This is a genomic window from Pseudoclavibacter sp. VKM Ac-2867 (genome assembly GCF_015351275.1).
GTDB lineage: Bacteria > Actinomycetota > Actinomycetes > Actinomycetales > Microbacteriaceae > Pseudoclavibacter.
On sequence record NZ_JADKSL010000009.1, the window covers coordinates 144450 to 164193 of the forward strand.

Genomic DNA, 19744 nt, shown 5'->3' on the forward strand with positions numbered 1-19744 from the left:
TCGACCTCGTGTGAGGTGTTTTTGTGTCGTCCTCTGCACGCTGGTGCAGGTGTCAGGTCGCGTAGAGGCGTTGTAGGGAGTCTTCGAACAGCGCGTAGCGCTCGGCGCGGTCGATGAGTTCGGTCCGGAGCCGCCCACGAGACGGCTCGTAGCGCGCGGTCAGGGGTCGGTTGAGTTCCGCGGCGTCGTGGATGCTCGCGAGCTCTCCTACCGCGACGAGGGCGAGCACCGCGGCCCCTCTGCAGGTCGCCTCGCGCTCATTGGGGACAACGACGTCCACCTCGCAGACGTCCGCCTTGAGCTGGTTCCTGAAGGTCGATGCAGTGCCACCGCCGGTGGACACGATCTGCTGCGCACGCACTCCGCTGAAAGAGTCGATGTTGCGTTTCAACAGGTGGGCGAGGCCTTCTTCGACTGCGTATGCGAGGTCGAAGCGGTCATGGCTGAGGGAGATGCCCACGAAAGCTCCGCGAGCATCCGGAAGGTAGTCGGGCGGATTCAGGCCTGTGAGGTAGGGCAGGAAGATGGGGGCGCCCATCGCCGACCGGGAGGTGAGTTCGCGTTCGAGCTCCGCATGGGAGAGGTTCTGGAGCCCCTCCCTTCTGAACCACTCGAGGACAACCCCTCCGCTGTCTGCGCCGTTGAAGAGGACGATGTCGTCGGGGTGGAGTCCGGTGTGGAATGAGATCCTTTGGCTGGGGTCGAAGCGCCAGTCGCTCGCGAGCATCGACAGTGAGAGCACCGTTCCGGCTGATTCGCTGATGGTGCCAGCCTGGTAGGAGCCGGTGCCCGCCATCGCGCAGAAGTGGTCAAGCGCGCCCACGTTCACCTGATAGCCGACGGCTTCGGGCAGCTGAGGGACCACGTCCGGCAGGACTGGGCCGACGTCGGAGCCGGCAGCAGCGACCTCCGGCAGCTGGTCTGAGGTGAGGCTGCAGAACTCGAGCATCTCCCCCCAGTACTGGGATCGGCGGACATCCCACAGGTAGGTGAAGCCACGTGTCGAGACCTCGCCGACGCTGTGCCCGGTGAAGCGGCGGATGAGATAGTCCTTGACCATCAGCACCTCGTGGGTTCTCGCCATCGTCTCCGGCTCGTGCGCTCGGAGCCAGCGCAGTTTGGCGGCGGGCCATGCAGCCGACGCGAATGGCTGCCCGCTGATCTCGAAGGCGGTGTCCGCTGAGAACGACGCAGCCATGAGCTCGGCCTCGACACCGGCCCTGCTGTCCAGCCAGGAGAGGGCTGGACGGACGGGACGACCGGAGGCATCCACGAGAACCAGCGACTCCGCCTGTCCCGTGAACGCGAGCACTGCGTCGTGCTCACGAGTTGTCACCGCTGCGCGCCGCGCGCAATCGGCGACGAGCGCCAGGATGGTCTGGAACAGCGCTCCAGCATCGAACTCGACGTGGTCGCCGGACCTTTCGTAGCTCACGGGCCCGGATGCGCTCGCAAGAACCGCGAGCCGCTCGTCATAGAGCACGACCTTGAGGTTCGTGGTTCCGACATCGATGGCGTAGACGAGCATCGTCATTCACCCATGAACTGGAAGTGCACGACGCGTGTGCGCGGGCGCACACTGTCGAGATCGCCGAAGTAGATGCGTCCGAACTCACCGAGTACGGCCGCGCCATCGACGACGGGAATGACCTCGGAACGGCCGAGGATCGACGAGATGATGTGACCGTCGGTGTTGAGGCCCCATTCGGGCAGCTCATCGCGCAGCGCGGCGGCGTTCTCGATGTGGATCGGCCCCGGATGCAGGTACTGGCCCTCATGGCGAGTAGGGGGAGCGATCTTCGCGAGGACGTTGAGCGTGTCCTGCAGGATCAGCTGCGTCCCGTAATACGTCACGTCTTCGGACTCCTCCTGGAGGAAGACCGTGCAGCTCGTATGCGCCGTGTAGACGGTGAGGAGTCCATTTCTGGCACCGAGCTCGGCGAGGAACGTCTGCGCCTCGTCGGTGATGTCGAAGAACTCCTGCCGCGCGGGTGTGTCGATCGAATGCGACCCGCTGTGAACGCCCATGTTCTGCTCCTCAAATGAAGTCGTGTGAGTGACTTCATCCTGATCTCGAATCTGTTTGAGCGGAAAGACGAAGCTACGATGAGTTCATAAGCTGCATCTATCACTGACTCTTGGAGGAGCGATGACCGGAGACGTGACCCTGCGGCAGCTTCGCTACGTCAACGCGGTCGCAGCGGACCTGAACTATCGGCGAGCTGCCGAGAAGCTCTTCATCACCCAGCCCGCCCTCTCCTCCGCCATCCGTCAACTGGAGGAGCAGCTGGGCGCGAAGGTCTTCGACCGCGACACCCGGTCCGTCACGCTGACCGCATTCGGACGCGAGTGGCTCCCCCATGTGCGTGCGGCGCTGCGCGCTGTGGACGAGACCCTCGACGTCGCCTCGACGCTCATCAATCACGCCGAAGTGCGCATCGGGTATCTCATCGGCACGGGAGCGGATCTCCTCTTCACCCTGCTCGAGGACGTGGAGCGGGACCTGCCGGGCATCACGATCGAGATGACGGAATACGACTTCGCGGACCCGACGGCCGGGCTGGCGAGTGGAAAGTCCGACATCGCGCTCATCCGCCCTCCCGTCGGGGCGTTCGGGCTCGAGATGGCAGTGGTGGAGGAGGAGACCTGGGTGGCCTGCCTGCCGAGGGCGCACCGGCTCGCGGGCAAGAGCGAGCTGCGGATCGAGGAGCTCCTCGACGAGCCGCTGATCGTCGCCCCCGAGTCGGCAGGAGCCTGGCGCGACTACTGGATGGCTGCCGACGCTCGACACGGCAAGCCGGCGCTGATCGCCGGTGAGGCTGCAACGTACGAGACCGAGACGACGATGGTCTCCCGCGGCATCGGCGTGAGCTTCACGACCTCGTCCATGACCAGGCTCTACGACCGGCCGGGCATCACGTTCGTCCCCATCGTGGACAGGCCCGTCAGCTACTCCGCGCTCGCTTGGCACCCCGACCGGGTTTCACCGTCCGCGCGAAGACTCGTCCAGCGCATGCTCGACCGGGCGCAGGTGCGGCAATCGGACTCGGACCGATAGACCAGAGTTATCAATCCATAAGAGGACCGGACTTCCAGAGTGCTGGGCCACTGGGTTCACTGTCTCCAAGGACACGGCCGGATCATGGTCGTTCCACGCAAAGAGGCGAGGAGATGCAGTGATAAATCCACTGAAAAGGTCCAGGCGTGATCCTCTGCCTGAACCATCGAGTTCAGGCACGGACGAGGATGCCCGGCTCGCGGAATTCGGGTATGACCAGAAACTCGATAGATCCGTCGGGAAGATCGCATCCTTCGCAATCGGATTCTCGACGATCAGCGCGACCACGGCGGTCTTCTCCGGATTCGCGGCTGGCTATTCGAATGCGGGAGCTCCATTCATCTGGACCCTGTTCATCGCGATCCCGGTATTCCTGCTCTGGACGCTCATCGCGGCTGACATCTCGGCCAAGATCCCTCTCGCCGGCTACGCCTACCAGTGGACAAGCCGACTCAACGGGCCGGTCTTCGGCTGGTTCACCGGATTCGCGGCGCTCATCGGCTGGACCAGCGGCATGACCAGCCTCGGCTACGTGTTCGCCGGCTACCTCGGCAGCGTCTTCGGCTGGGAGCTCTCACAGCCGAATCAGATCTTCCTCGCCATCGCGGTCGTCATCGTCTGCGTGCTCATCAACGCCTACCGAGTCCGGCTTGCGACGCTCATCAACAACATCGGGGTGGGGCTGGAATTCGTCGTCACCATCGGCGTCACGCTCGTGATCGCGTTCGTGGCCTTCGTCATCCCGGGCAACGCGCAGCCGTTCTCGTCGCTGTTCGAGGGCAACAGCCCCGATGACGCGACTCCCTACCTGCTCGCATGGCTCGCCGCATCTCTCGGGCCGTTCTTCGGACTCGTCGGGGTGGAGGCGGTCGCCGATGTGGCGGAGGAGACGAAAGACGCACGCCGCGTCATCCCCCGCACCATGTTCTACGCGTTCGCGGCCTCCTGCATCATCGAGTTCGCGATGTACCTCGTCTACACGCTCGCGATCAAGGACCCGGCCGGAGTGCTCGCCTCCTCGGCGCCCATCGACGAGATCATCTCGCAACAGCTCGGTCCCGTCGTCTCGAAGATCGTCATCGCCATCGCGCTCACCAATATCCTCGTGTGCCTGCTCGCCAACGTCTTGGTCGGCACCCGGCTGCTCTACTCGATGTCGCGGGACAACATGATGCCCTTCTCGAAAGCGCTCCGCCACGTCAGCCCCACCCGCAAGACCCCGTCCACAGCAGTGCTCACGCTCGGGGTGGTCTCGGTGCTCCTGCTCCTGTCTGCGCTCGTCAGCCCCGCCGCCTTCAACTACTTCCTCGGCATCGCGACGCTCGCGTTCTTCAGCACCTACGTCCTGCAGACGATCGGGTTGCTGATCGCGTCCTACAGGGGTCGCATCCCAGCCCCCGAACCGGGCACCTTCGACCTCGGGCGCGCCAGGCGACCGCTGCTCATCATCAGTCTCGTGGTCTTCCTGATCGTCGAGATCGCACTGCTGTTCCTCCCCGCGTTCGCTGGCAACGGCTTCGTGTTCGCAGGAGCTCTCGGGCTGGCATTCCTCTGGTGGCTGCTGGTGCTCAGGAAGCGGTTGAGCACGGGCCACGCCGGCTCCAACTACGCGCGCGAGCATCCCGACGAGGAGCTGACTGCAGCTCGGTAGCTTTCCGAGGAGGAAACGCCCCAGACGGGCCGCGAGGGTACAGACTTGCCTCGCGGCCCATCCTCGATGGAGGGTCGACGGCAGCGCTCAAGGGTGAGGGAGCAGGAACATGGTTGCAGCAGAAGAGCCGGGCACGGGCGGGATTCGCGTTGATCGCGAGACGGTCCTGTCGGCGGATGGAACGCGTATCGCATACGAGGTCCGCGGCTCGGGGCCCGTGGTGGTCATCGTGAACGGCGCGTTCTCGACGGCGCGGGACGTGACGGAGTTCGCGCTCGCACTCGTCAGGGTCGGCTTCGCCGCCGTCGCCTTCGACCGGCGCGCTCGCGGCGACAGCGGTGACACGAAGCCGTCGGCGCCAGAGCGTGAAGCAGAAGACCTCGCGGCCGTCATCGGCGCGGTCGGCGGTCAAGTGAGCGTCGTGGGGCATTCCTCCGGGGCCGTGCTGGCGCTCTTCGCCGCCTCCCTCGGTGTTCCCGTGCAGCACCTGTTCCTGTCGGAGCCTCCGTTCCGCTTCGGTCAGCACGAACCGGACCCAGACCTCGCCGAGCGCCTGCAGCGGCTCGTCGACGAGGGTGAAGCGGCAACCGCGGTCTCGACGTTCCAGCTCGAGGGGGTCGGACTCGACCCTGCCCTCGTCGAGCAGATCCGGCAGAGCCCGATCTTCCCCGGGCTTGTGCCGCTCGCGCAGTCGACGGTCTACGACGCGCAGCTCGTGCGGCAGGTGTCGACGCCGACAGCGGCGATGGTCGACGTGCAGGTGCCCGTGACGATCGTCGTGGGCGGCGACACGTTCCCGTTCCTCGCGAGCGCCGCGAGGCGTCTTGCTGAGACGCTGCCGGGGTCGGAGCTCGTCGAGGTCGCCGAGTCGGTCGGGCACCGCGTGCATCCCGAGGCGACGGCGAAGGTCCTCGCGGAGCGGCTGCTGTGACCGCGGTCTCGCAGCGCGATCAGCAGCTCGAGCGTGTGATCCTCGACTTGCTCGCCAAGCGGGCTGAGGGGGCCACCATCTGCCCCTCGGAGGCGGCGCGAGCCGTTGGGGGAGACGAGTGGCGCGGCGAGATGGATGCGGCGAGGGCAGCCGCGCTGCGCCTCGTGGCGGCCGGCGACGTCGACATCACCCAGGGCGGCGAAGTCGTCGACGGCGCCTCGGCCAGGGGGCCGATCCGCATCCGCCGCCGCGTCTGATCCTCGCGCTGCCCAAGGGTGGCGGGCGGCTCCAAAGGTGGGGGAGAAGCTCGCGTCAGCTGTCGAGCTTCTCCAGTCGAACCACGATCGACTTCGAGGTCGGCGTATTGCTGACATCGGCGGTCGAGTCGAGCGGCACGAGCACGTTCGTCTCCGGGTAGTACGCGGCGACGCAGCCGCGCGGGGTGGAGTAGACGACGATGCGGTGGCGTTCGCTGCGGCGCTCTTCGAGCGACCCGTCGCGGCCTGGCCACTCCGAGACGATGTCGACGTGGTCGCCGTCGGCGAGGCCGCGGTCCCGTGCATCCGCTTCGTTGACGAAGACGACCCTCCTGGCGCTCTTCACGCCCCGGTACCGGTCGTCCTTGCCGTAGATGGTGGTGTTGAACTGGTCGTGCGAGCGCAGCGTCTGCAGCAGCAGGCGACCCTCGGGAACCTTCGGGTACTCGAGCTCGTTGGCAGTGAACTTCGCGGTGCCGCCGATGCTCGAGAAGTCGCGGCCGTCGCGCGGTCCGTTCGGCAGGATGAACCCGCCGGGCTCGTCGATCTTCGCCTCGAAGTCCTCGAACCCGGGGATGACCCGGGAGATGGATGCGCGCACGTTCGCGTAGTCGGCGCGCAGCTCGGCCCAGTTCACCTGCGGCACGTTCGGGCGCGAACGTGTCAGGACCCGCTCGGCGAGCATCGTCACGATGGCGACCTCGCTGAGCAGTTCGTCGCTCGCCGGCTCGAGCCGTCCGTGGGAGGCATGCACGGCGCTCATCGAGTCCTCGACGGTCACGCGCTGCGTGCCGCCCGCCTGCCGGTCGCGTTCCGTGCGCCCGAGAGTGGGGAGGATGAGTGCTCGGCGTCCCGTTGCGACGTGCGAGCGGTTCAGCTTCGTCGATACCTGCACCGTGAGGGCAAGCGACTCCATGGCTGCCTCCGTCACTGCCGTGTCGGGTGTCGCCCTGGAGAAGTTGCCGCCCATGGCCATGAAGACGCGGGCCTTGCCGTCGCGCATGGCGCGGATCGCCTCGACCGTGTCGTAGCCGTGCTCGCGGGGAGACGCGAACGAGAACTCGGCGTCGAGCTTGTCGTGGAACGACTCGGGCATCCGCTCGAAGATGCCCATCGTGCGGTCGCCCTGCACGTTCGAGTGCCCGCGCACGGGGCAGACGCCCGCGCCAGGCTTGCCGATGTTGCCCTGCAGGAGGAGCAGGTTGACGCAGTCGCGCAGCGTCGGCACCGAGTGCTTGTGCTGGGTGAGGCCCATCGCCCAGCAGACGATCGTCGATTTCGAGGCGAGCAGCAGCTCGCCTGCCTCGCGGATCTCCGCTTCGCTCAGCCCGGTCGCGGTCTCGATCTCCGCCCAGTCGAGCGTGCGGAGGGACTCGAGGTACGCATCCACACCCGACGTCTTCGCCGCGATGAAGTCGTGGTCGAAGACGGTGCCGGGGTTCGCCTCCTCGGCGTCGAGCAGGATGCGGCCGAGCGCCTGGAACAGAGCCTGGTCGCCGCCCAGCTTGATCTGCAGGAACAGGTCGTTGAGGGCGGTGCCGCCGAGCACCATGCCGCGCACGGTCTGCGGATTCTCGTACCGCATGAGCGCCGCCTCGGGCAGCGGGTTCACGGCGATGATCTTGCCGCCGTTGAGCTTCGCCTTCTCGAGGGCGGTGAGCATGCGCGGGTGGTTCGTGCCGGGGTTCTGGCCGGCGATGATGATGAGGTCCGCCTCGTGGAGGTCCTCGAGGCTCACCGAGCCCTTGCCGATGCCGAGCGTCTCGCCGAGCGCGGAACCGCTCGACTCGTGGCACATGTTGGAGCAGTCGGGGAGGTTGTTCGTGCCGAGGCCGCGCACGAACAGCTGGTACACGAACGCCGCCTCGTTCGAGGTGCGGCCTGAGGTGTAGAAGATCGCCTCGTCTGGGCTCGACATCTGCGCGAACTCGTCGGCGATGATGTCGAACGCGTCGTCCCAGCTCACGGCCCGGTAGTGCGTGCCGCCCTCTTCGAGGAGCATCGGGTGAGTGAGGCGGCCCTGCTGGCCGAGCGAGTAGTCGTCCCAGGTGCGCAGCTCCTCGATGGAGTGCTCGGCGAAGAAGCTCGGGGGAACGCGTCTCTTCGTCGCTTCTTCGGCGACGGCCTTCGCGCCGTTCTCGCAGAACTCGGCCGGGCTGCGGTGCTTGCCCTCCGGCCACGCGCATCCGGGGCAGTCGAAGCCGTCCTTCTGGTTGATGCGCAGCAGGGTGCGGGCCGTGCGGGCTGGGCCCATCTGCGCGGTCGTCACCTTGAGCGAGTTCAGTACGGCGGGGATGCCGACGGCGGTGATCTTCGGCTCGGAGAACATGGCGGCGGTCTCGTCGATGTTCTCGACGATGCGCGTCACGCCGGCTTCGGGCTTCGCGCGCTTCTCTGGATGCTTCGGTTCGGGCATCGTTGCTCCTCCCGGGGAATCAGCCCAGTCTACGCGTGAGGCGCGTGTTCCAGGCTGTGCCATCTTGACAGTTAGAAGTCTAACTGTAATAGTTCTAACTATGTCGAATAAAGCGCCAGCCCCACGCACGCCCCTCGAGTTCGTTCGATGGATCAGCTGGGCGCAGATGAAGGCCGGGGAAGACTGGACACGTGAGCGCGAGCTCACCCGGCCGCAGAGCTTCGTGCTCGGCTACCTCGTGCAGAGCCCAGGGGCGAGCCAATCGGAGCTCGCTCGAATGAGTCGCACGACCCCCGCGAGCGTCTCGAGTCTGCTTCGCGGCCTTGAAGGGCGAGGGCTCATCGAACGCCGAACCGAGGGTGGCGACGAGCGCACCAAGCGCGTCTATGCAACGCCTGCGGGAGCCGAGCTCATCGCGGGCTTCGAGGAGGCCATGATCGCCGCAGACGAGACGATCCTCGCGCCGCTCGACCCCGACGAGCGAGTCGCGTTCGAGGCGCTGCTCGCCAAGATCACGGCTCAGCTCCCGCAGCCAGTGCGCGACTAGCCCTTCGAGACGCGCGACCGAGTCGCGCCCCCCCCCACGTGCCGACGAGTGTCGGCGCGCGCTCCGTCCTGCCCAGAAAGAAGCAACCATGAGCACACCACCAGAAACCGAAGCCAAGGCCGATCTGTCGGCGGCCCGTGAGGCCACCCCGGATGCGGCGCACACGAACCGCTGGTACCTCTCGTCGGCACCGATCGTCAGCGCACTCCTGCACCTCTGCGTGCCCATGGCGGCCGCGATGATCGTCGGGGCGATCTACAACCTCACCAATGCGGGATTCATCGGCTCGCTCGACGACACGGCCCTGCTGGCGGCCATCACCCTGGGCTCACCGATCCTCATCCTCGTCATGGGGGTCGGGAACGTCTTCGGGGTCGGGGGAGGGGCGCTCGTGTCGCGCCTCCTCGGCGGGGCCGAACGAGACCCCTCGAAGGCGGCGAGCATCAAGCGGGTCGCGTCCTACTCACTCTGGGGCTCGGTGATCGTGGGGGCCGTGGTCGCCGCCATCGGGCTCGTGTTCCTGTCGCCGCTCGTCTCGCTGCTCGGCGCCGACGCATCGGTGGCCGCGCCCACGGCTGCCTTCGTCGGGGTGCTGCTCGGCTTCGTGCCCGTCCTCGCCGCGGCGGTCTGCCTCGAGCAGCTCGTCCGGGCGGAAGGCGCGGCGAAGCAGGTCATGGTCGCGCTGATACTGTCCGCCGTCGTGAACCTCGCCCTCGACGCGCTGTTCATCCTGGTGCTCAACTGGGGAGTGGCGGGGGCGGCAGTGGCGACGGGCCTCGCGAACCTCGTCGTCGTCGTGTACTTCGTTCTCTGGCTCACGCGCAACAGCGAGCACGTGAGCCTCTCTCCGCGCTGGTTCACCCTCGCAGGCTCAGTGCAGAAGCCGGTCCTCGGCGTCGGCATCGGCACGCTGCTGCAGTCCGCTTTCCTCATCGTCACGGCGCTGGTGCTCAACAACCTCGCCGCGGCCTACGGCGAGGGGCCGCTCGCCGCGATGGGCGTCGCCGTGCGTATCGCTCAGGTGCCCGAGTTCCTCATCATGGGTGTCACGCTCGGCGTGCTGCCGCTGCTGGCCTACTCGTACGGCAAGGGTGACGGCGCACGCTTCGGATCCGCGCTGCGAGCATCCGCCATCACGGTCGGCGCGGTCGCTGCACTCGCGGCCACCCTCGTGCTGTGCTTCCGCGAGCAGGTGTTCGCGCTCTTCGTGGCCGACGCATCCGTGCTCGCGATCGGCGTCGTGGTGCTCGCGGCGCAGCTCATCGCGATGATCGCGAACGGCTTCACCGGCCTCATCACTTCTCTCTTCCAGGCAACCGGCCGCGCCCTGCCCGCGACCATCATGTCGGCCGCTCAAGGGGTGCTGTTCATCCCGGTTGTGATCGCAGGGAGCATCTGGTTCGGCCTGCCCGGCATCATCTGGGCGCTCACCGTCACCGAGGTCGCGGTGCTCGCTGTCGGGATGGGCCTGTGCGTCGTGTTGGCTCCGGCGCTCAAGCGCGGCCTCGCGGAGGGCAGCGCCGAGCGTGCGGAGGAGGCGCTCGAGATGGCTGCGGGCTGATCGGGCCTCGCATCTCGAGCCGTATGCCAGCGAGTTCGAGGCGTCTGGCCCAACCGGGCAGATCTGCGGAGTGCCCTGGCTTGACTCTCCTCCTACGGGAGGCGGCAGGCTTGAGGCATGCTCACCATCGGGGAATTCGCGAACACGACCGGCATCAGCGTGAAGGCGCTGCGCCACTACGACGAGACGAAGGCGCTCGTCCCGTTCGAGGTGGATGCGGTGACCGGGTACCGCAGGTACGCCGAATCCCAGGTGCGCGACGGTGCCCTCCTGCGGGCGCTGCGGGCGGCCGGCGTGCCGCTGCCCGCCGCCGCGAGGGCACTCCGAGACGGCGACGCGGCCGACGTGCTGCTCCGCCACCGCGCGGAGGTGCTGCGGAAGCGTGATGCCGAGGATGCGGCTCTGACCGCTGCGGACACCGTGCTCACCGCCTTCGCGCGCCCGGTTGTCGTCGAGGAGCGCCGACTCGGGTCCACGCCGTTCGTCGCGCGTGTCATCCCGTTGCCCGCTGACCTCGACGCGGCCGGGGGTGATCTCGGGGACGGGGACGGCGGGGACGGTAACGGGGACGGTGCGGTGCCGAGCGATGAGGACGCGAACCGGGAATTCACCGAACTGCATCGGCGCAGTGTCGAGGCTGGGCTCGAGCCGGGGCCCGGGTTCTGGACCTCCTTTCGTGAGGCCCCGGGCAGCACGGCGAGAGCATCCGAGGTGCAGATGCTCCTCTGCTGGCCGGTCGCGCGCCTCCCGGAAGTCGACGACGCGTCGTGGGACGACGGCCGCATCCTCGCGGATGAGCTGCCGCCGCGAACCGATCTCGTGGCCATCTGGCGGTCGCACGGCGCCGATCTGCCGGAGGGCTCCGTGCATCCGGCCGTGGTGGCCCTCTTCGACGCGCTCGCGGAGCGTGGGGTGGCGCTCACGTCGCCGGAGGTGCGCCAGCGTGTCATCGGAGAGGATGCGAACGACGTCGTCGTGGAGGTCGCCGTGACGCTGCCGTGACGCTCGCGTGAGCTGCTGTCCGGACGCGCCCACTAGCATTGCCAGTTCGGAGGTCACCATGGCGAGAGCGTCGCTTGTTCAGTCGGTCAGCGACCGGCTCCTCGATGACATCATCTCGGGCGAGCTGCCCCAGGGGGCGCCGTTGCCGCGTGAGATCGACCTCGCCGAGCGGCTCGGTGTGAACCGCCTCACGCTGCGCGAGGCCCTCAAGACGCTGCAGGCGCAGGGGGTCGTGCAGCCCGTTCCCGGCACTCGCGGTCGTGTGCTTCCCATGGAGGACTGGACCGGCATCGAGCCGCTCCTGCGCGCCGCGACATCGACCGGCGGCAAGGCACAGGCCTCGGTGCAGCTCGTCCAGCTTCGGCGGATGATCGAGACGGGTGCCTGCGAGCTCGCGGCCCCGCTGCGCACCACCGAAGACCTCGAGAAGCTCGAGGGGTACCTCGAGGAGATGCGTGCGGCGAGCGCCGCGAACGACGTGCACACCTTCGTCACCGCCGACATCGCGTTCCACGATGTCGTGCTGCGGGCGAGCGGCAACCCGTTCCTGCGTGTGCTGCTCGAGCCGCTCGGGAAGTTCATGTACGAGCGCCGCTACGAGACCTCGGCGGTGCCGCAGGTGCAGGTGAACGCCATCCGCGAGCATGCGGGGATCCTCGAGGCGCTGCGCTCCGGCGACGGCTCAGCCGCGCGAGCGGCGATGGAGTCGCACATGCAGCAGACGGCGGATGACTTGCAGGAGTACGTGCTCACGCCTCGAGCCTGACCGACGGGTTGCGGGACTGCCGGCAGGAGGACTGGCGACCGCGTGATCGTCGACTGTCTCCTGACGCACCAGCGCCTCGCAACTGCCGCTGAGCACGTGGGCGGGCGGGTGTGATCTCCCGTCGGCAGAGTGTCGCAGGCGTCTTCAGCAGGGTCCCCACGGTGGGATATCAGATATCTCCTTGACAACCCTCCTGCGGCGAGCGCAAGATATCTGATATCCGATTACAAGGGAGTTCTCTGATGGATGAAACCCGACTGCTCGAGCAGTACCCCGCCCCAGTGCGCGTCGACGCTGCGGAGGTCGCCGACCGGGTCCGCGAATCCGGAGTGACCCTCATCGTGCTCGACGACGACCCCACCGGGACGCAGTCCGTCGCCGACCTTCCCGTCCTCACCCGCTGGGAGCAGGACGACCTCGTCTGGGCGCTCGAACAGGGCCGCGACGCCGTATACGTCCTCACGAACACGCGCAGCCTCGATGCCGAATCCGCCGCCGCACGCAACCGCGAGATCGTGACGGCAGCGCTCGCGGCGGCGGAGCGCCTCGAGCGCCGAATCGCCTTCGTGAGCCGCGGCGACAGCACACTGCGCGGGCACTTCCCCCTCGAGACCGACGTCATCGCGGCAACGCTCGCCGAGCTCGGCGGCCCGGTGCCGGACGGCGTCCTCATCGTTCCGGCCTTCCCCGACGCGGGCAGGGTCACGATCGGGGGCGTCCACTACTACCGGCAGAGCGGAGAGCTCGTGCCGGTCGCCGAGACGGAGTTCGCGAAGGATGCGACGTTCGGCTTCCGCAGCTCCGCGCTCCCCGAATGGGTCGAGGAGAAGACGAAGGGCCGCTGGGCCGCCGCAGACGTGACCGTGCTCTCGCTCGACATCATCCGTCGCGGCCCCGAAGCGGTCGCAACCGTGCTGCAGGATGCGCATGACGGTCAGCCGATCGTCGTCGACGTGGTCATCGAGGACGACATCCGCATCGTCGCCCTCGGGCTCGAGCTCGCGGAGGCCGACGGCAAGCAGTTCCTCTACCGAGTCGGGCCGCCGTTCGTGCGAGCCCGCATCGGGCAGGAGATCGCATCTCCACTCGCTCCGGCGCAGCTGGCGAGCGATCGGGTGACCGGCTCCGCTGCCGGCGGTCTGATCGTCGTCGGCTCGCACGTCGACCTCACGACACGTCAGCTCGCAGCCCTCCGGACCGAGCATCCCCACCTGCCGACCGTCGAGCTGTCCGTCTCGGCGATCATCGACGCGGACGCCCGAGACGCGCACCTCGGCGAGGCGAAGGCTCGCGTCGTCGAAGCGCTCGCGAGCGGCGACGTGATCCTCCACACGAGCCGCGAGCTCGTGAAGACCGACGATGCGGACGCATCCCTCGCCATCTCCAGAGGCGTCTCGTCCGCCGTCTGCGAGGTCGTCGCGCACGCGCTCCGCGTGACGCCGCCGAGCTTCGTCATCGCGAAGGGCGGCATCACCTCGAGCGACGTCGCCACGAACGGCCTCGAGATCCGTCACGCCGTCGTCCGCGGCCCCATGCTGCCCGGCATCGTCTCCCTCTGGCAGGCGGTCGGGGGACCGGCCGACGGCATTCCCTACGTCGTGTTCGCCGGCAACGTCGGCGACGAGGACTCGCTCGCGCGGGTCGTCGAGAAGTTCCACGCGAGCGCCGCCGCCGACGTAGACGCATCCGCATCCGCACCCGCATCCGCATCCAACTGATCAGCAACAGCGCTGACATCTCAACCAGCACCGAGAAACGAGCAACCATGACCTCCTCCACCTACTCCGTCGCCGTCCTCGGGCTCGGCGCGATGGGCCTGCCGATGGCGACCCGCCTCAGCAGCCAGCTCACGGTCAACGGCTTCGACATCGCGCAGCCGCGCCTCAACCTCGCGGCCGGCGCGGGCATCGTGCCGCACGCCTCCGCGGCGAGCGCGGTCGCCGGGGTCGACGCGGTCCTCCTCGCCGTCCGCAACGGCGAGCAGCTGCACGACGTGCTCTTCGGTGAGAACGGTATCGCCGACAAGCTCGACGAGGGCGCAGTCGTGATCCTCACGAGCACCGTCGGAACCGACGGCATCGCCGACGTCGTCGCTCGCCTCGAGCAGCACTCGGTCGAGCTCGTGGATGCGCCCCTCTCCGGCGGCCCCGTCCGCGCGGGCGAGGGCGACCTGCTCATCGTCGTCGGTGCGACGCCGGCAGCGCGAGAGAAGGCGCAGCCCGTGCTCGGCCTCCTCGCATCCACCCTCACCGTGGTCGGAGACCGCCCTGGTGACGGTCAGGCGCTCAAGACCGTCAACCAGCTGCTCTGCGGTGTGCACATCGCGGCCGCAGCGGAAGCGCTTGCACTCGCCGAGCGCCTCGGGCTCGACCCGGCCAAGACCCTCGAGACGCTCGGCGCCGGAGCAGCGGGCTCGTTCATGCTCGCGAACCGTGGCCCTCGCATCCTCGAGGCCTACGACGAGGACGGCGCCGAAGTGCTCAGCCGCCTCGATATCTTCGTGAAGGACATGGGCATCGTCGGCAAGGCGAGTCGCGCCGTCGGACTCCCGACGCCAGTCGCCGCCGCCGCCGAGCAGCTGTACCTCCTGGGACAGGCACAGGGACTCGGCGCGTCCGACGACTCAGCCGTCATCCTCGCCCTCGCCCCGAAGACCACCGACTCGTAAGCAAGAGCCCCCGCTCTCACCCAAACAACGCTTTCGTCAGCGCCCTCGTCGGCGCACTCGTCAAAGGAGACGGACTTGTCTACATTCCTACTGCTCGCGATAGCAGCCGGAGGCATCGGCCTCCTCCTGCTGCTGATCATCAAACTCAAGGTGCACGCCTTCCTGGCGCTGCTCATCGTGAGCGTCCTTCTGGGCCTCGCGACGGGGCTGCCGCTCGTGACGGTGCCCGAGACGGAACTCGAACCGGCACGCATCGGCATCATCGAGTCGATCATCGCCGGAATGGGCGGTGTGCTCGGCTCGGTCGCGATCCTCGTCGCGCTGGGCGCGATGCTCGGGAAGATCATCGAGATCTCCGGCGGTGCCTCCAGCCTCGCCGGGCGCTTCACGAAGCTGCTCGGGCCGAAGCGCGTCGCCGGTGCCCTCACGGCCGCCGCGCTCGTGCTCGCGATCCCCGTGTTCTTCGACGTCGGGTTCATCATCCTCGTGCCGATCATCTACGGCTTCTGTAAGGCGGCAGGCGTCGACCCGGTGAAGTTCGGGCTGCCGATCGGCGGCATCATGCTCGCCGTGCACGTCGCGATGCCCCCGCATCCCGGAATCGTCGGAGGTGCCGGAATCCTCGGCGCCGACCTCGGCTGGGTGACCATGATCGGCCTCCCCATCTGCCTCATGCTCGCCGTCGTCTCGCACTTCTTCTCGAAGTGGCTCAACCGCAAGAACTTCACGATGCTGCCAGCCACGGCCAAGTCGTTCGCCGAGTTCGGCACGGAGAAAGCGACTGCGATTGTCGCCGACGCCGAAGGGGCGTCCGGCTCGGAGGGTGGCGCGTCCGGCGCAACCGGCACCGCCACCAAGGCCCGCACGGTCGCGCCGCCGAGCGCAGGCATGGTCATGACGCTCATCGTCACGCCGCTCATCATGATCGCCCTCGGCACGGTCGGCGCCACGCTGCTTCCGGCCGGCGACCCCATCCGCAACGTGCTCGCGTTCATCGGAGCCCCACTGTTCGCGCTCCTCGTGACGGTGCTGCTCGCGAGCTTCTTCCTCGGTATCCGCCGCGGCTGGAGCGCATCGCAGCTCGGCGATGTCGTCGAAGCGGCGCTGCCCCCAGTTGCGGTCGTCCTCCTCGTCACGGGAGGTGGCGGCGCGTTCGCCCGTGTCCTCACCGAGAGCGGGATCGGTACGGCACTCAGCGAGACGCTGCTCGCCACCGGCATGCCGCTCATGATCATGGCGTACCTCATCTCGCTCGCGCTGCGCGCGGCGCAGGGGTCGGCGACGGTCGCGATCCTCACGACGGCTGGCCTCCTCAGCGCGTCGATCCTCGGCGGCGGGTACTCGACGATCCAGGTCGCGCTGCTCGCCCTCGCGATCGCCTTCGGCGCGCTCGGCCTGTCGCACGTCAACGACTCCGGCTTCTGGGTCGTCACCCGCTACCTGGGCCTCGGCGTCGCGGACGGCCTCCGCACGTGGACCGTCCTCACGACGGTGCTCGGCCTCGTCGGCTTCCTGCTCTGCTTCGTCGTCTGGCTGCTCGTGGGCGTCGCCTAGCTGCGGCTTCCGCAACACCACCGCGATCGCTGCCAGCCGGTGTGCCCTTCACCGAGTTCGTGAAGGGCACATCGGCTGGCAGCGTTTGGCGTCCGCGCTGAGGTCGCGCGACTCAGTAGCCCGAGTTGTTGCCGTGATCGAAGCGGATGCTCGTCGGCGCCGGGCCGGGGTTCTCGGCTCGTCGGCGGCGTTCGTCTGGGGAGAGCTCGGAGTCGCGCGGTGGGCGAGGTGCCGCGCGCAGCATCCACACCAGGAGGAACGTGACCGCCGCGAAGCCCAGGACGATGACGGCAACCACCATTGCGGGGTTCTCGGTCATGGGATGCTCCGCTCGCTCAGGCGCTGCACGCGCGTCTTCCGGGGAGTCTCCCACGCCGGCCGGGGAGGCGCACTCGCTCACCCTCGTGCTCGGTTGGGTTTGCTGGGCGCGGTGGAGCGCGGCGGGCTCGGTTGAACTCGATTGAATTGGGTGGCCCGTGGTGGTGTGCTCGGTGGCCTTCGCCGGCCCCTGGCGTTGCTCGGTGATGCTCGGTGATGCTCGGCAACCCATGATGGTGGCCAGGCAGTCATCGACGGCCGGGGTGCAAACGCTGCCAGCCGAGTGCCCCTTTCGTCGGGCGTGTTGCGGGCCACTTGACTGGCAGCGTTTGCCTGCGCGGACGCGGCAGCTGACTCTCCTCAGCGGCGTCCGGCGGGCAACGGGCAGTCGGCGATTGACGGCTGCGACCGGTTGCGACCGACTGCGACCGGTTGCGACCGACTGCGTTCGAGGAGCCAGGCCTCCGGCGCCGTCTTGGCCTTCGGCGCCATCAAGGGGTGCTTGCTGGCCCGCGCTACGGCGCCCGCGGGCCTTTCTGCACGGGGATGATGCCCGTGCGCGCCGGCGGGTTCGGGAAGAACCAGAGGATCGCGCCGGAGAGGATCCAGATGATGGCCATTCCGGCGATCAGCCAGGCGGCGTCGAAGCCCGCGATGAGCCCGGCGATGGCCGCGCCGACGGCGGCCGCCGTGACCCGCAGGCCGGCGCCGATCGTGAAGACCTGCGAGCGCACGTTCGGCTTGCTCTCCTTGTCGCGGAGCAGCATCATGGCGGCGTTCGCCGGTGCCGCGAAGAGGCCCGAGATGAGGACGGCTGCGAACGCGAACCCGATCGGCAACGCCGGCACCGCGATGAGGAGGAAGACGCCGGTGGCGACGAAGCCCATCCCCATCACCCAGACCGGGCCCCTGGTGGTCCAGGTCCTCACCGCCATGAAGAGGGCGCCCGCGAGGCCGCCGATCGCGTAGGCCGTGACGAGCCAGGCGGCGGACGCCTCGGAGCCGGTCCGCTCCAGGGAGATGGCGATGGCGGCGATGCCGAGCGCGCCACCGGCGACCTGGCTGACGGTGCCGGCGATCGTGACGATCGCGATCGGCTTGTGCTTGACGAGGTACGTCATGCCGCGAGCGATCGTCCGCCCGAGGCCTTCCACCGGGCCGTTCTTCGCGTGCATCCGGATGCCGAACCCGGCAACCGCCCCGACGAAGGCGAGGCTCGCGAGGAGCACCATCGCGAGTCGTGCTGAGCCTGCCAGCGGGATCGCGAGCGCCGCGAGCGCCGGACCGCCCACCGAGGCGATCGTGTAGGAGAGCGCGTCCTGCGCGTAGGCCTTCCTGGCCGGTTCGATGTTGTCGGTCGCGAAACTCGAGAGGCCGCCCATGTAGGCGGGGGTCACGAAGCCGGCGACCGCGAGGATGACGGCGATGACGCCGATCGGCAGTGTGCCCAGCTGCGAGGCGAAGAGGTAGGCGGCCGCCGTGATCGTCCCCCCGATGATGAGGAGCAGCTTCGGGCGGCGCATCCGGTCGAGGAGGGCGCCCACGAGCGGTGCCGCGATGACGCTCGGGAAGAGGGCGACGGCGACGAGGAGGCCGCCGACGGCGACGTCCCCGAGCTGCTCGACGGCAAGCAGGGGAAGGGCGACGACTGCTCCGGCGTTCGCCAGCCGGAGGGGGATCGAGGTCGACTGGTACCGCCAGATGCCGCTCATCGGTGACCCGAACTCCTCACTGCAACGCCGTCGAAAGACGCGGCAGAGCATGCCGCGGAGGCAAGCCTACGTCGCACTCGAGGCACCCGTCTGCGGCCGGAATCGAGTCTCGCGGGAGGTCGACACTCGTTGTTATCGGCGGTTCGCGGGGCGTCGGAGCCCAGCGCGCGCCGGGTCAGCTGGTGCCGGATTCCCGACGTTCAGTCGCCGAGCTTCTGATCGAAGTCCTTCGGTGCAAGCGAGAGGTTCTTCGCTTCATCGCGGCTGCGCTGCTCCGCCTCGCGGCGGGATTTCCGCGAGTTCAGGAGGTAGTGGATGCTCGTGGGCACCACGGTCGCGAGCACCGCGACGATCAGGATCACGTCGATGTACTGGCGGATGAAGTCGCCGAGCACCGGCACGTAGCCGAGGAGGTAGCCGGCGAAGGTGAGGCCGGCGCCCCAGATGAGCGCGCCGATGAGGTTGTAGATCGTGTACTTGCGGTAGTCCATCTTGCCGACGCCAGCGGCCACCGGAGCGAAGGTGCGCACGACGGGAACGAAGCGGGCGATGATGACAGCGAGGCCGCCGAAGCGCTCGAAGAACGCGTTGGTCCGCTCGACGTTCTTCACGCTGAAGAGGCCGCTCTCCTTGCGCTCGAAGATCCGGGGCCCTGCTTTTCGGCCTATCAGGTAGCCGACCTCGCCGCCGAGGAATGCGGCGAATCCGATGGCGAGGCACACCCACCAGATGTCGAAGCCGATGCCGGGGTAGAAGGCGAGCAGGCCCGTGATGAGCAGCAGCGTGTCGCCGGGCAGCAGGAAGCCGACGAGGAGGCCGGTCTCCGAGAACACGATGAGGCACACGACGAGAAGCGCCCAGGGGCCCGCACCGTGAATGATCGTTTCAGGGTCGAGCCAGGGGAAGAGTGTGGGAGCCACGGAAGGATGCGTCCAGTCGCTGAGATGCAGGGTCGGTAAGTGAAGCACAGGTGATCGAAAGAGTATCCCGCGCGCGCCCTGGGAGGAACACAGCTTGGAGGGGGCGCCCGCCGGGTGCTCTCGCTCGTCGAATGTCTGTGGCGAGATGTAGCGTCGGATGCGTGCTGACAGGCGAGCAGGCTCGTCTGCGCGGTTCGCGGTGCTGCGACCCGGTTACTGTTCTGTGACGTGGGATTTACCCACAGGGGTCGAATATAGGTTCGATGAACTGTAGGCTGGGTCTGGCTTCGGGGGAAGCCAGCTCGGCACGTCAATCCAAAGGCAGAAGTGCTTTGGGAGAGAGGCTGCCGGGGCGATGAGGGGGGAATCGATGGGCGACGACG

General features: G+C 68.0%; 17 protein-coding genes. 11 read left to right on the plus strand and 6 right to left on the minus strand.

Annotation, left to right across the window (positions count from 1 at the left end; translation table 11 throughout):
* Window positions 1-52: 52 nt before the first annotated feature.
* Together ITJ67_RS10990 and ITJ67_RS10995 are read right to left on the minus strand one after the other, a co-directional pair.
* Window positions 53-1534: an FGGY-family carbohydrate kinase gene (locus tag ITJ67_RS10990; protein ID WP_194677634.1), complete on the minus strand. Its 1482-nt coding sequence runs from the start codon at window positions 1532-1534 to the stop codon at window positions 53-55.
* Entirely contained in the window at window positions 1531-2028 is a 498-nt protein-coding gene (locus ITJ67_RS10995) for a YjbQ family protein (RefSeq protein ID WP_160070896.1), read from the minus strand. The genes ITJ67_RS10990 and ITJ67_RS10995 overlap by 4 nt, the downstream gene beginning before the upstream one ends.
* A 121-nt stretch (window positions 2029-2149) precedes the next feature.
* Here ITJ67_RS10995 and ITJ67_RS11000 point away from each other — a divergent pair, with 121 nt between their 5' ends.
* The 4 genes from ITJ67_RS11000 (at window position 2150) to ITJ67_RS11015 (ending at window position 5897) form a co-directional block, all read left to right on the plus strand.
* A complete protein-coding gene (locus ITJ67_RS11000; protein WP_194677635.1) occupies window positions 2150-3058 on the plus strand; it encodes a LysR family transcriptional regulator in 909 nt (302 codons plus the stop codon).
* A 118-nt stretch (window positions 3059-3176) separates the two neighbouring features.
* Complete coding sequence (locus tag ITJ67_RS11005) at window positions 3177-4709, plus strand: APC family permease (protein ID WP_323741447.1); 1533 nt, start codon at window positions 3177-3179, stop codon at window positions 4707-4709.
* A gap of 109 nt (window positions 4710-4818) precedes the next feature.
* Window positions 4819-5640: an alpha/beta fold hydrolase gene (locus ITJ67_RS11010; RefSeq protein ID WP_160070894.1), complete on the plus strand. Its 822-nt coding sequence runs from the start codon at window positions 4819-4821 to the stop codon at window positions 5638-5640.
* Complete coding sequence (locus ITJ67_RS11015) at window positions 5637-5897, plus strand: DUF3253 domain-containing protein (RefSeq protein WP_194677636.1); 261 nt, start codon at window positions 5637-5639, stop codon at window positions 5895-5897. The genes ITJ67_RS11010 and ITJ67_RS11015 overlap by 4 nt, the downstream gene beginning before the upstream one ends.
* A gap of 55 nt (window positions 5898-5952) precedes the next feature.
* Here the strand turns inward: ITJ67_RS11015 and ITJ67_RS11020 are convergent, their stop codons facing one another.
* Complete coding sequence (locus ITJ67_RS11020) at window positions 5953-8226, minus strand: FdhF/YdeP family oxidoreductase (RefSeq protein ID WP_160071554.1); 2274 nt, start codon at window positions 8224-8226, stop codon at window positions 5953-5955.
* Window positions 8227-8413: 187 nt separating this feature from the next.
* Between ITJ67_RS11020 and ITJ67_RS11025 the strand changes: the two genes are divergently transcribed.
* The 7 genes from ITJ67_RS11025 to ITJ67_RS11055 all read left to right on the plus strand — a co-directional run bounded on the left by ITJ67_RS11025 (window position 8414) and on the right by ITJ67_RS11055 (window position 16411).
* Window positions 8414-8860, plus strand: a complete 447-nt coding sequence (locus tag ITJ67_RS11025) for a MarR family winged helix-turn-helix transcriptional regulator (RefSeq protein WP_194677638.1) — start codon at window positions 8414-8416, stop codon at window positions 8858-8860.
* 88 nt (window positions 8861-8948) lie between these two features.
* Window positions 8949-10421: an MATE family efflux transporter gene (locus ITJ67_RS11030; RefSeq protein WP_194677639.1), complete on the plus strand. Its 1473-nt coding sequence runs from the start codon at window positions 8949-8951 to the stop codon at window positions 10419-10421.
* 117 nt (window positions 10422-10538) lie between these two features.
* Complete coding sequence (locus tag ITJ67_RS11035; RefSeq protein WP_160073684.1) at window positions 10539-11423, plus strand: MerR family transcriptional regulator; 885 nt, start codon at window positions 10539-10541, stop codon at window positions 11421-11423.
* Between the two features lie 58 nt (window positions 11424-11481).
* A complete protein-coding gene (locus tag ITJ67_RS11040; RefSeq protein ID WP_194677640.1) occupies window positions 11482-12189 on the plus strand; it encodes a FadR/GntR family transcriptional regulator in 708 nt (235 codons plus the stop codon).
* A gap of 239 nt (window positions 12190-12428) precedes the next feature.
* Window positions 12429-13907 (plus strand): four-carbon acid sugar kinase family protein, encoded by a 1479-nt coding sequence (locus ITJ67_RS11045; RefSeq protein ID WP_416362318.1) that lies wholly within the window; start codon window positions 12429-12431, stop codon window positions 13905-13907.
* A gap of 47 nt (window positions 13908-13954) precedes the next feature.
* Window positions 13955-14857 carry an NAD(P)-dependent oxidoreductase gene (locus ITJ67_RS11050; RefSeq protein ID WP_194677642.1) on the plus strand — a complete coding sequence of 301 codons (903 nt, stop codon included), beginning with the start codon at window positions 13955-13957 and terminating at the stop codon, window positions 14855-14857.
* A gap of 75 nt (window positions 14858-14932) precedes the next feature.
* Complete coding sequence (locus ITJ67_RS11055) at window positions 14933-16411, plus strand: GntP family transporter (RefSeq protein WP_160073692.1); 1479 nt, start codon at window positions 14933-14935, stop codon at window positions 16409-16411.
* A gap of 112 nt (window positions 16412-16523) precedes the next feature.
* Here the strand turns inward: ITJ67_RS11055 and ITJ67_RS11060 are convergent, their stop codons facing one another.
* The 3 genes from ITJ67_RS11060 to ITJ67_RS11070 all read right to left on the minus strand — a co-directional run bounded on the left by ITJ67_RS11060 (window position 16524) and on the right by ITJ67_RS11070 (window position 19361).
* Window positions 16524-16730: a hypothetical protein gene (locus ITJ67_RS11060; RefSeq protein ID WP_194677643.1), complete on the minus strand. Its 207-nt coding sequence runs from the start codon at window positions 16728-16730 to the stop codon at window positions 16524-16526.
* Between the two features lie 514 nt (window positions 16731-17244).
* Entirely contained in the window at window positions 17245-18441 is a 1197-nt protein-coding gene (locus ITJ67_RS11065; protein ID WP_194677644.1) for an MFS transporter, read from the minus strand.
* Between the two features lie 200 nt (window positions 18442-18641).
* The gene (locus ITJ67_RS11070) at window positions 18642-19361 is read right to left on the minus strand and encodes a DedA family protein (RefSeq protein WP_160073698.1); all 720 of its coding nucleotides are present in this window, start codon (window positions 19359-19361) and stop codon (window positions 18642-18644) included.
* Window positions 19362-19744 lie beyond the last annotated feature (383 nt).

What these genes read in the sequence shown, in the direction of transcription:
- ITJ67_RS11030 (WP_194677639.1), top strand. Translation starts at nt 8,949, where the DNA reads ATGAGCACACCACCAGAAACCGAAGCCAAGGCCGATCTGTCGGCGGCC.
- ITJ67_RS11035 (WP_160073684.1), top strand. Translation starts at nt 10,539, where the DNA reads ATGCTCACCATCGGGGAATTCGCGAACACGACCGGCATCAGCGTGAAG.
- ITJ67_RS11050 (WP_194677642.1), top strand. Translation starts at nt 13,955, where the DNA reads ATGACCTCCTCCACCTACTCCGTCGCCGTCCTCGGGCTCGGCGCGATG.
- ITJ67_RS11060 (WP_194677643.1), bottom strand. Translation starts at nt 16,730, where the DNA reads ATGACCGAGAACCCCGCAATGGTGGTTGCCGTCATCGTCCTGGGCTTC.
- ITJ67_RS11025 (WP_194677638.1), top strand. Translation starts at nt 8,414, where the DNA reads ATGTCGAATAAAGCGCCAGCCCCACGCACGCCCCTCGAGTTCGTTCGA.
- ITJ67_RS11000 (WP_194677635.1), top strand. Translation starts at nt 2,150, where the DNA reads ATGACCGGAGACGTGACCCTGCGGCAGCTTCGCTACGTCAACGCGGTC.
- ITJ67_RS11020 (WP_160071554.1), bottom strand. Translation starts at nt 8,226, where the DNA reads ATGTTCTCCGAGCCGAAGATCACCGCCGTCGGCATCCCCGCCGTACTG.
- ITJ67_RS10990 (WP_194677634.1), bottom strand. Translation starts at nt 1,534, where the DNA reads ATGACGATGCTCGTCTACGCCATCGATGTCGGAACCACGAACCTCAAG.
- ITJ67_RS11065 (WP_194677644.1), bottom strand. Translation starts at nt 18,441, where the DNA reads ATGAGCGGCATCTGGCGGTACCAGTCGACCTCGATCCCCCTCCGGCTG.
- ITJ67_RS11040 (WP_194677640.1), top strand. Translation starts at nt 11,482, where the DNA reads ATGGCGAGAGCGTCGCTTGTTCAGTCGGTCAGCGACCGGCTCCTCGAT.
- ITJ67_RS10995 (WP_160070896.1), bottom strand. Translation starts at nt 2,028, where the DNA reads ATGGGCGTTCACAGCGGGTCGCATTCGATCGACACACCCGCGCGGCAG.
- ITJ67_RS11010 (WP_160070894.1), top strand. Translation starts at nt 4,819, where the DNA reads ATGGTTGCAGCAGAAGAGCCGGGCACGGGCGGGATTCGCGTTGATCGC.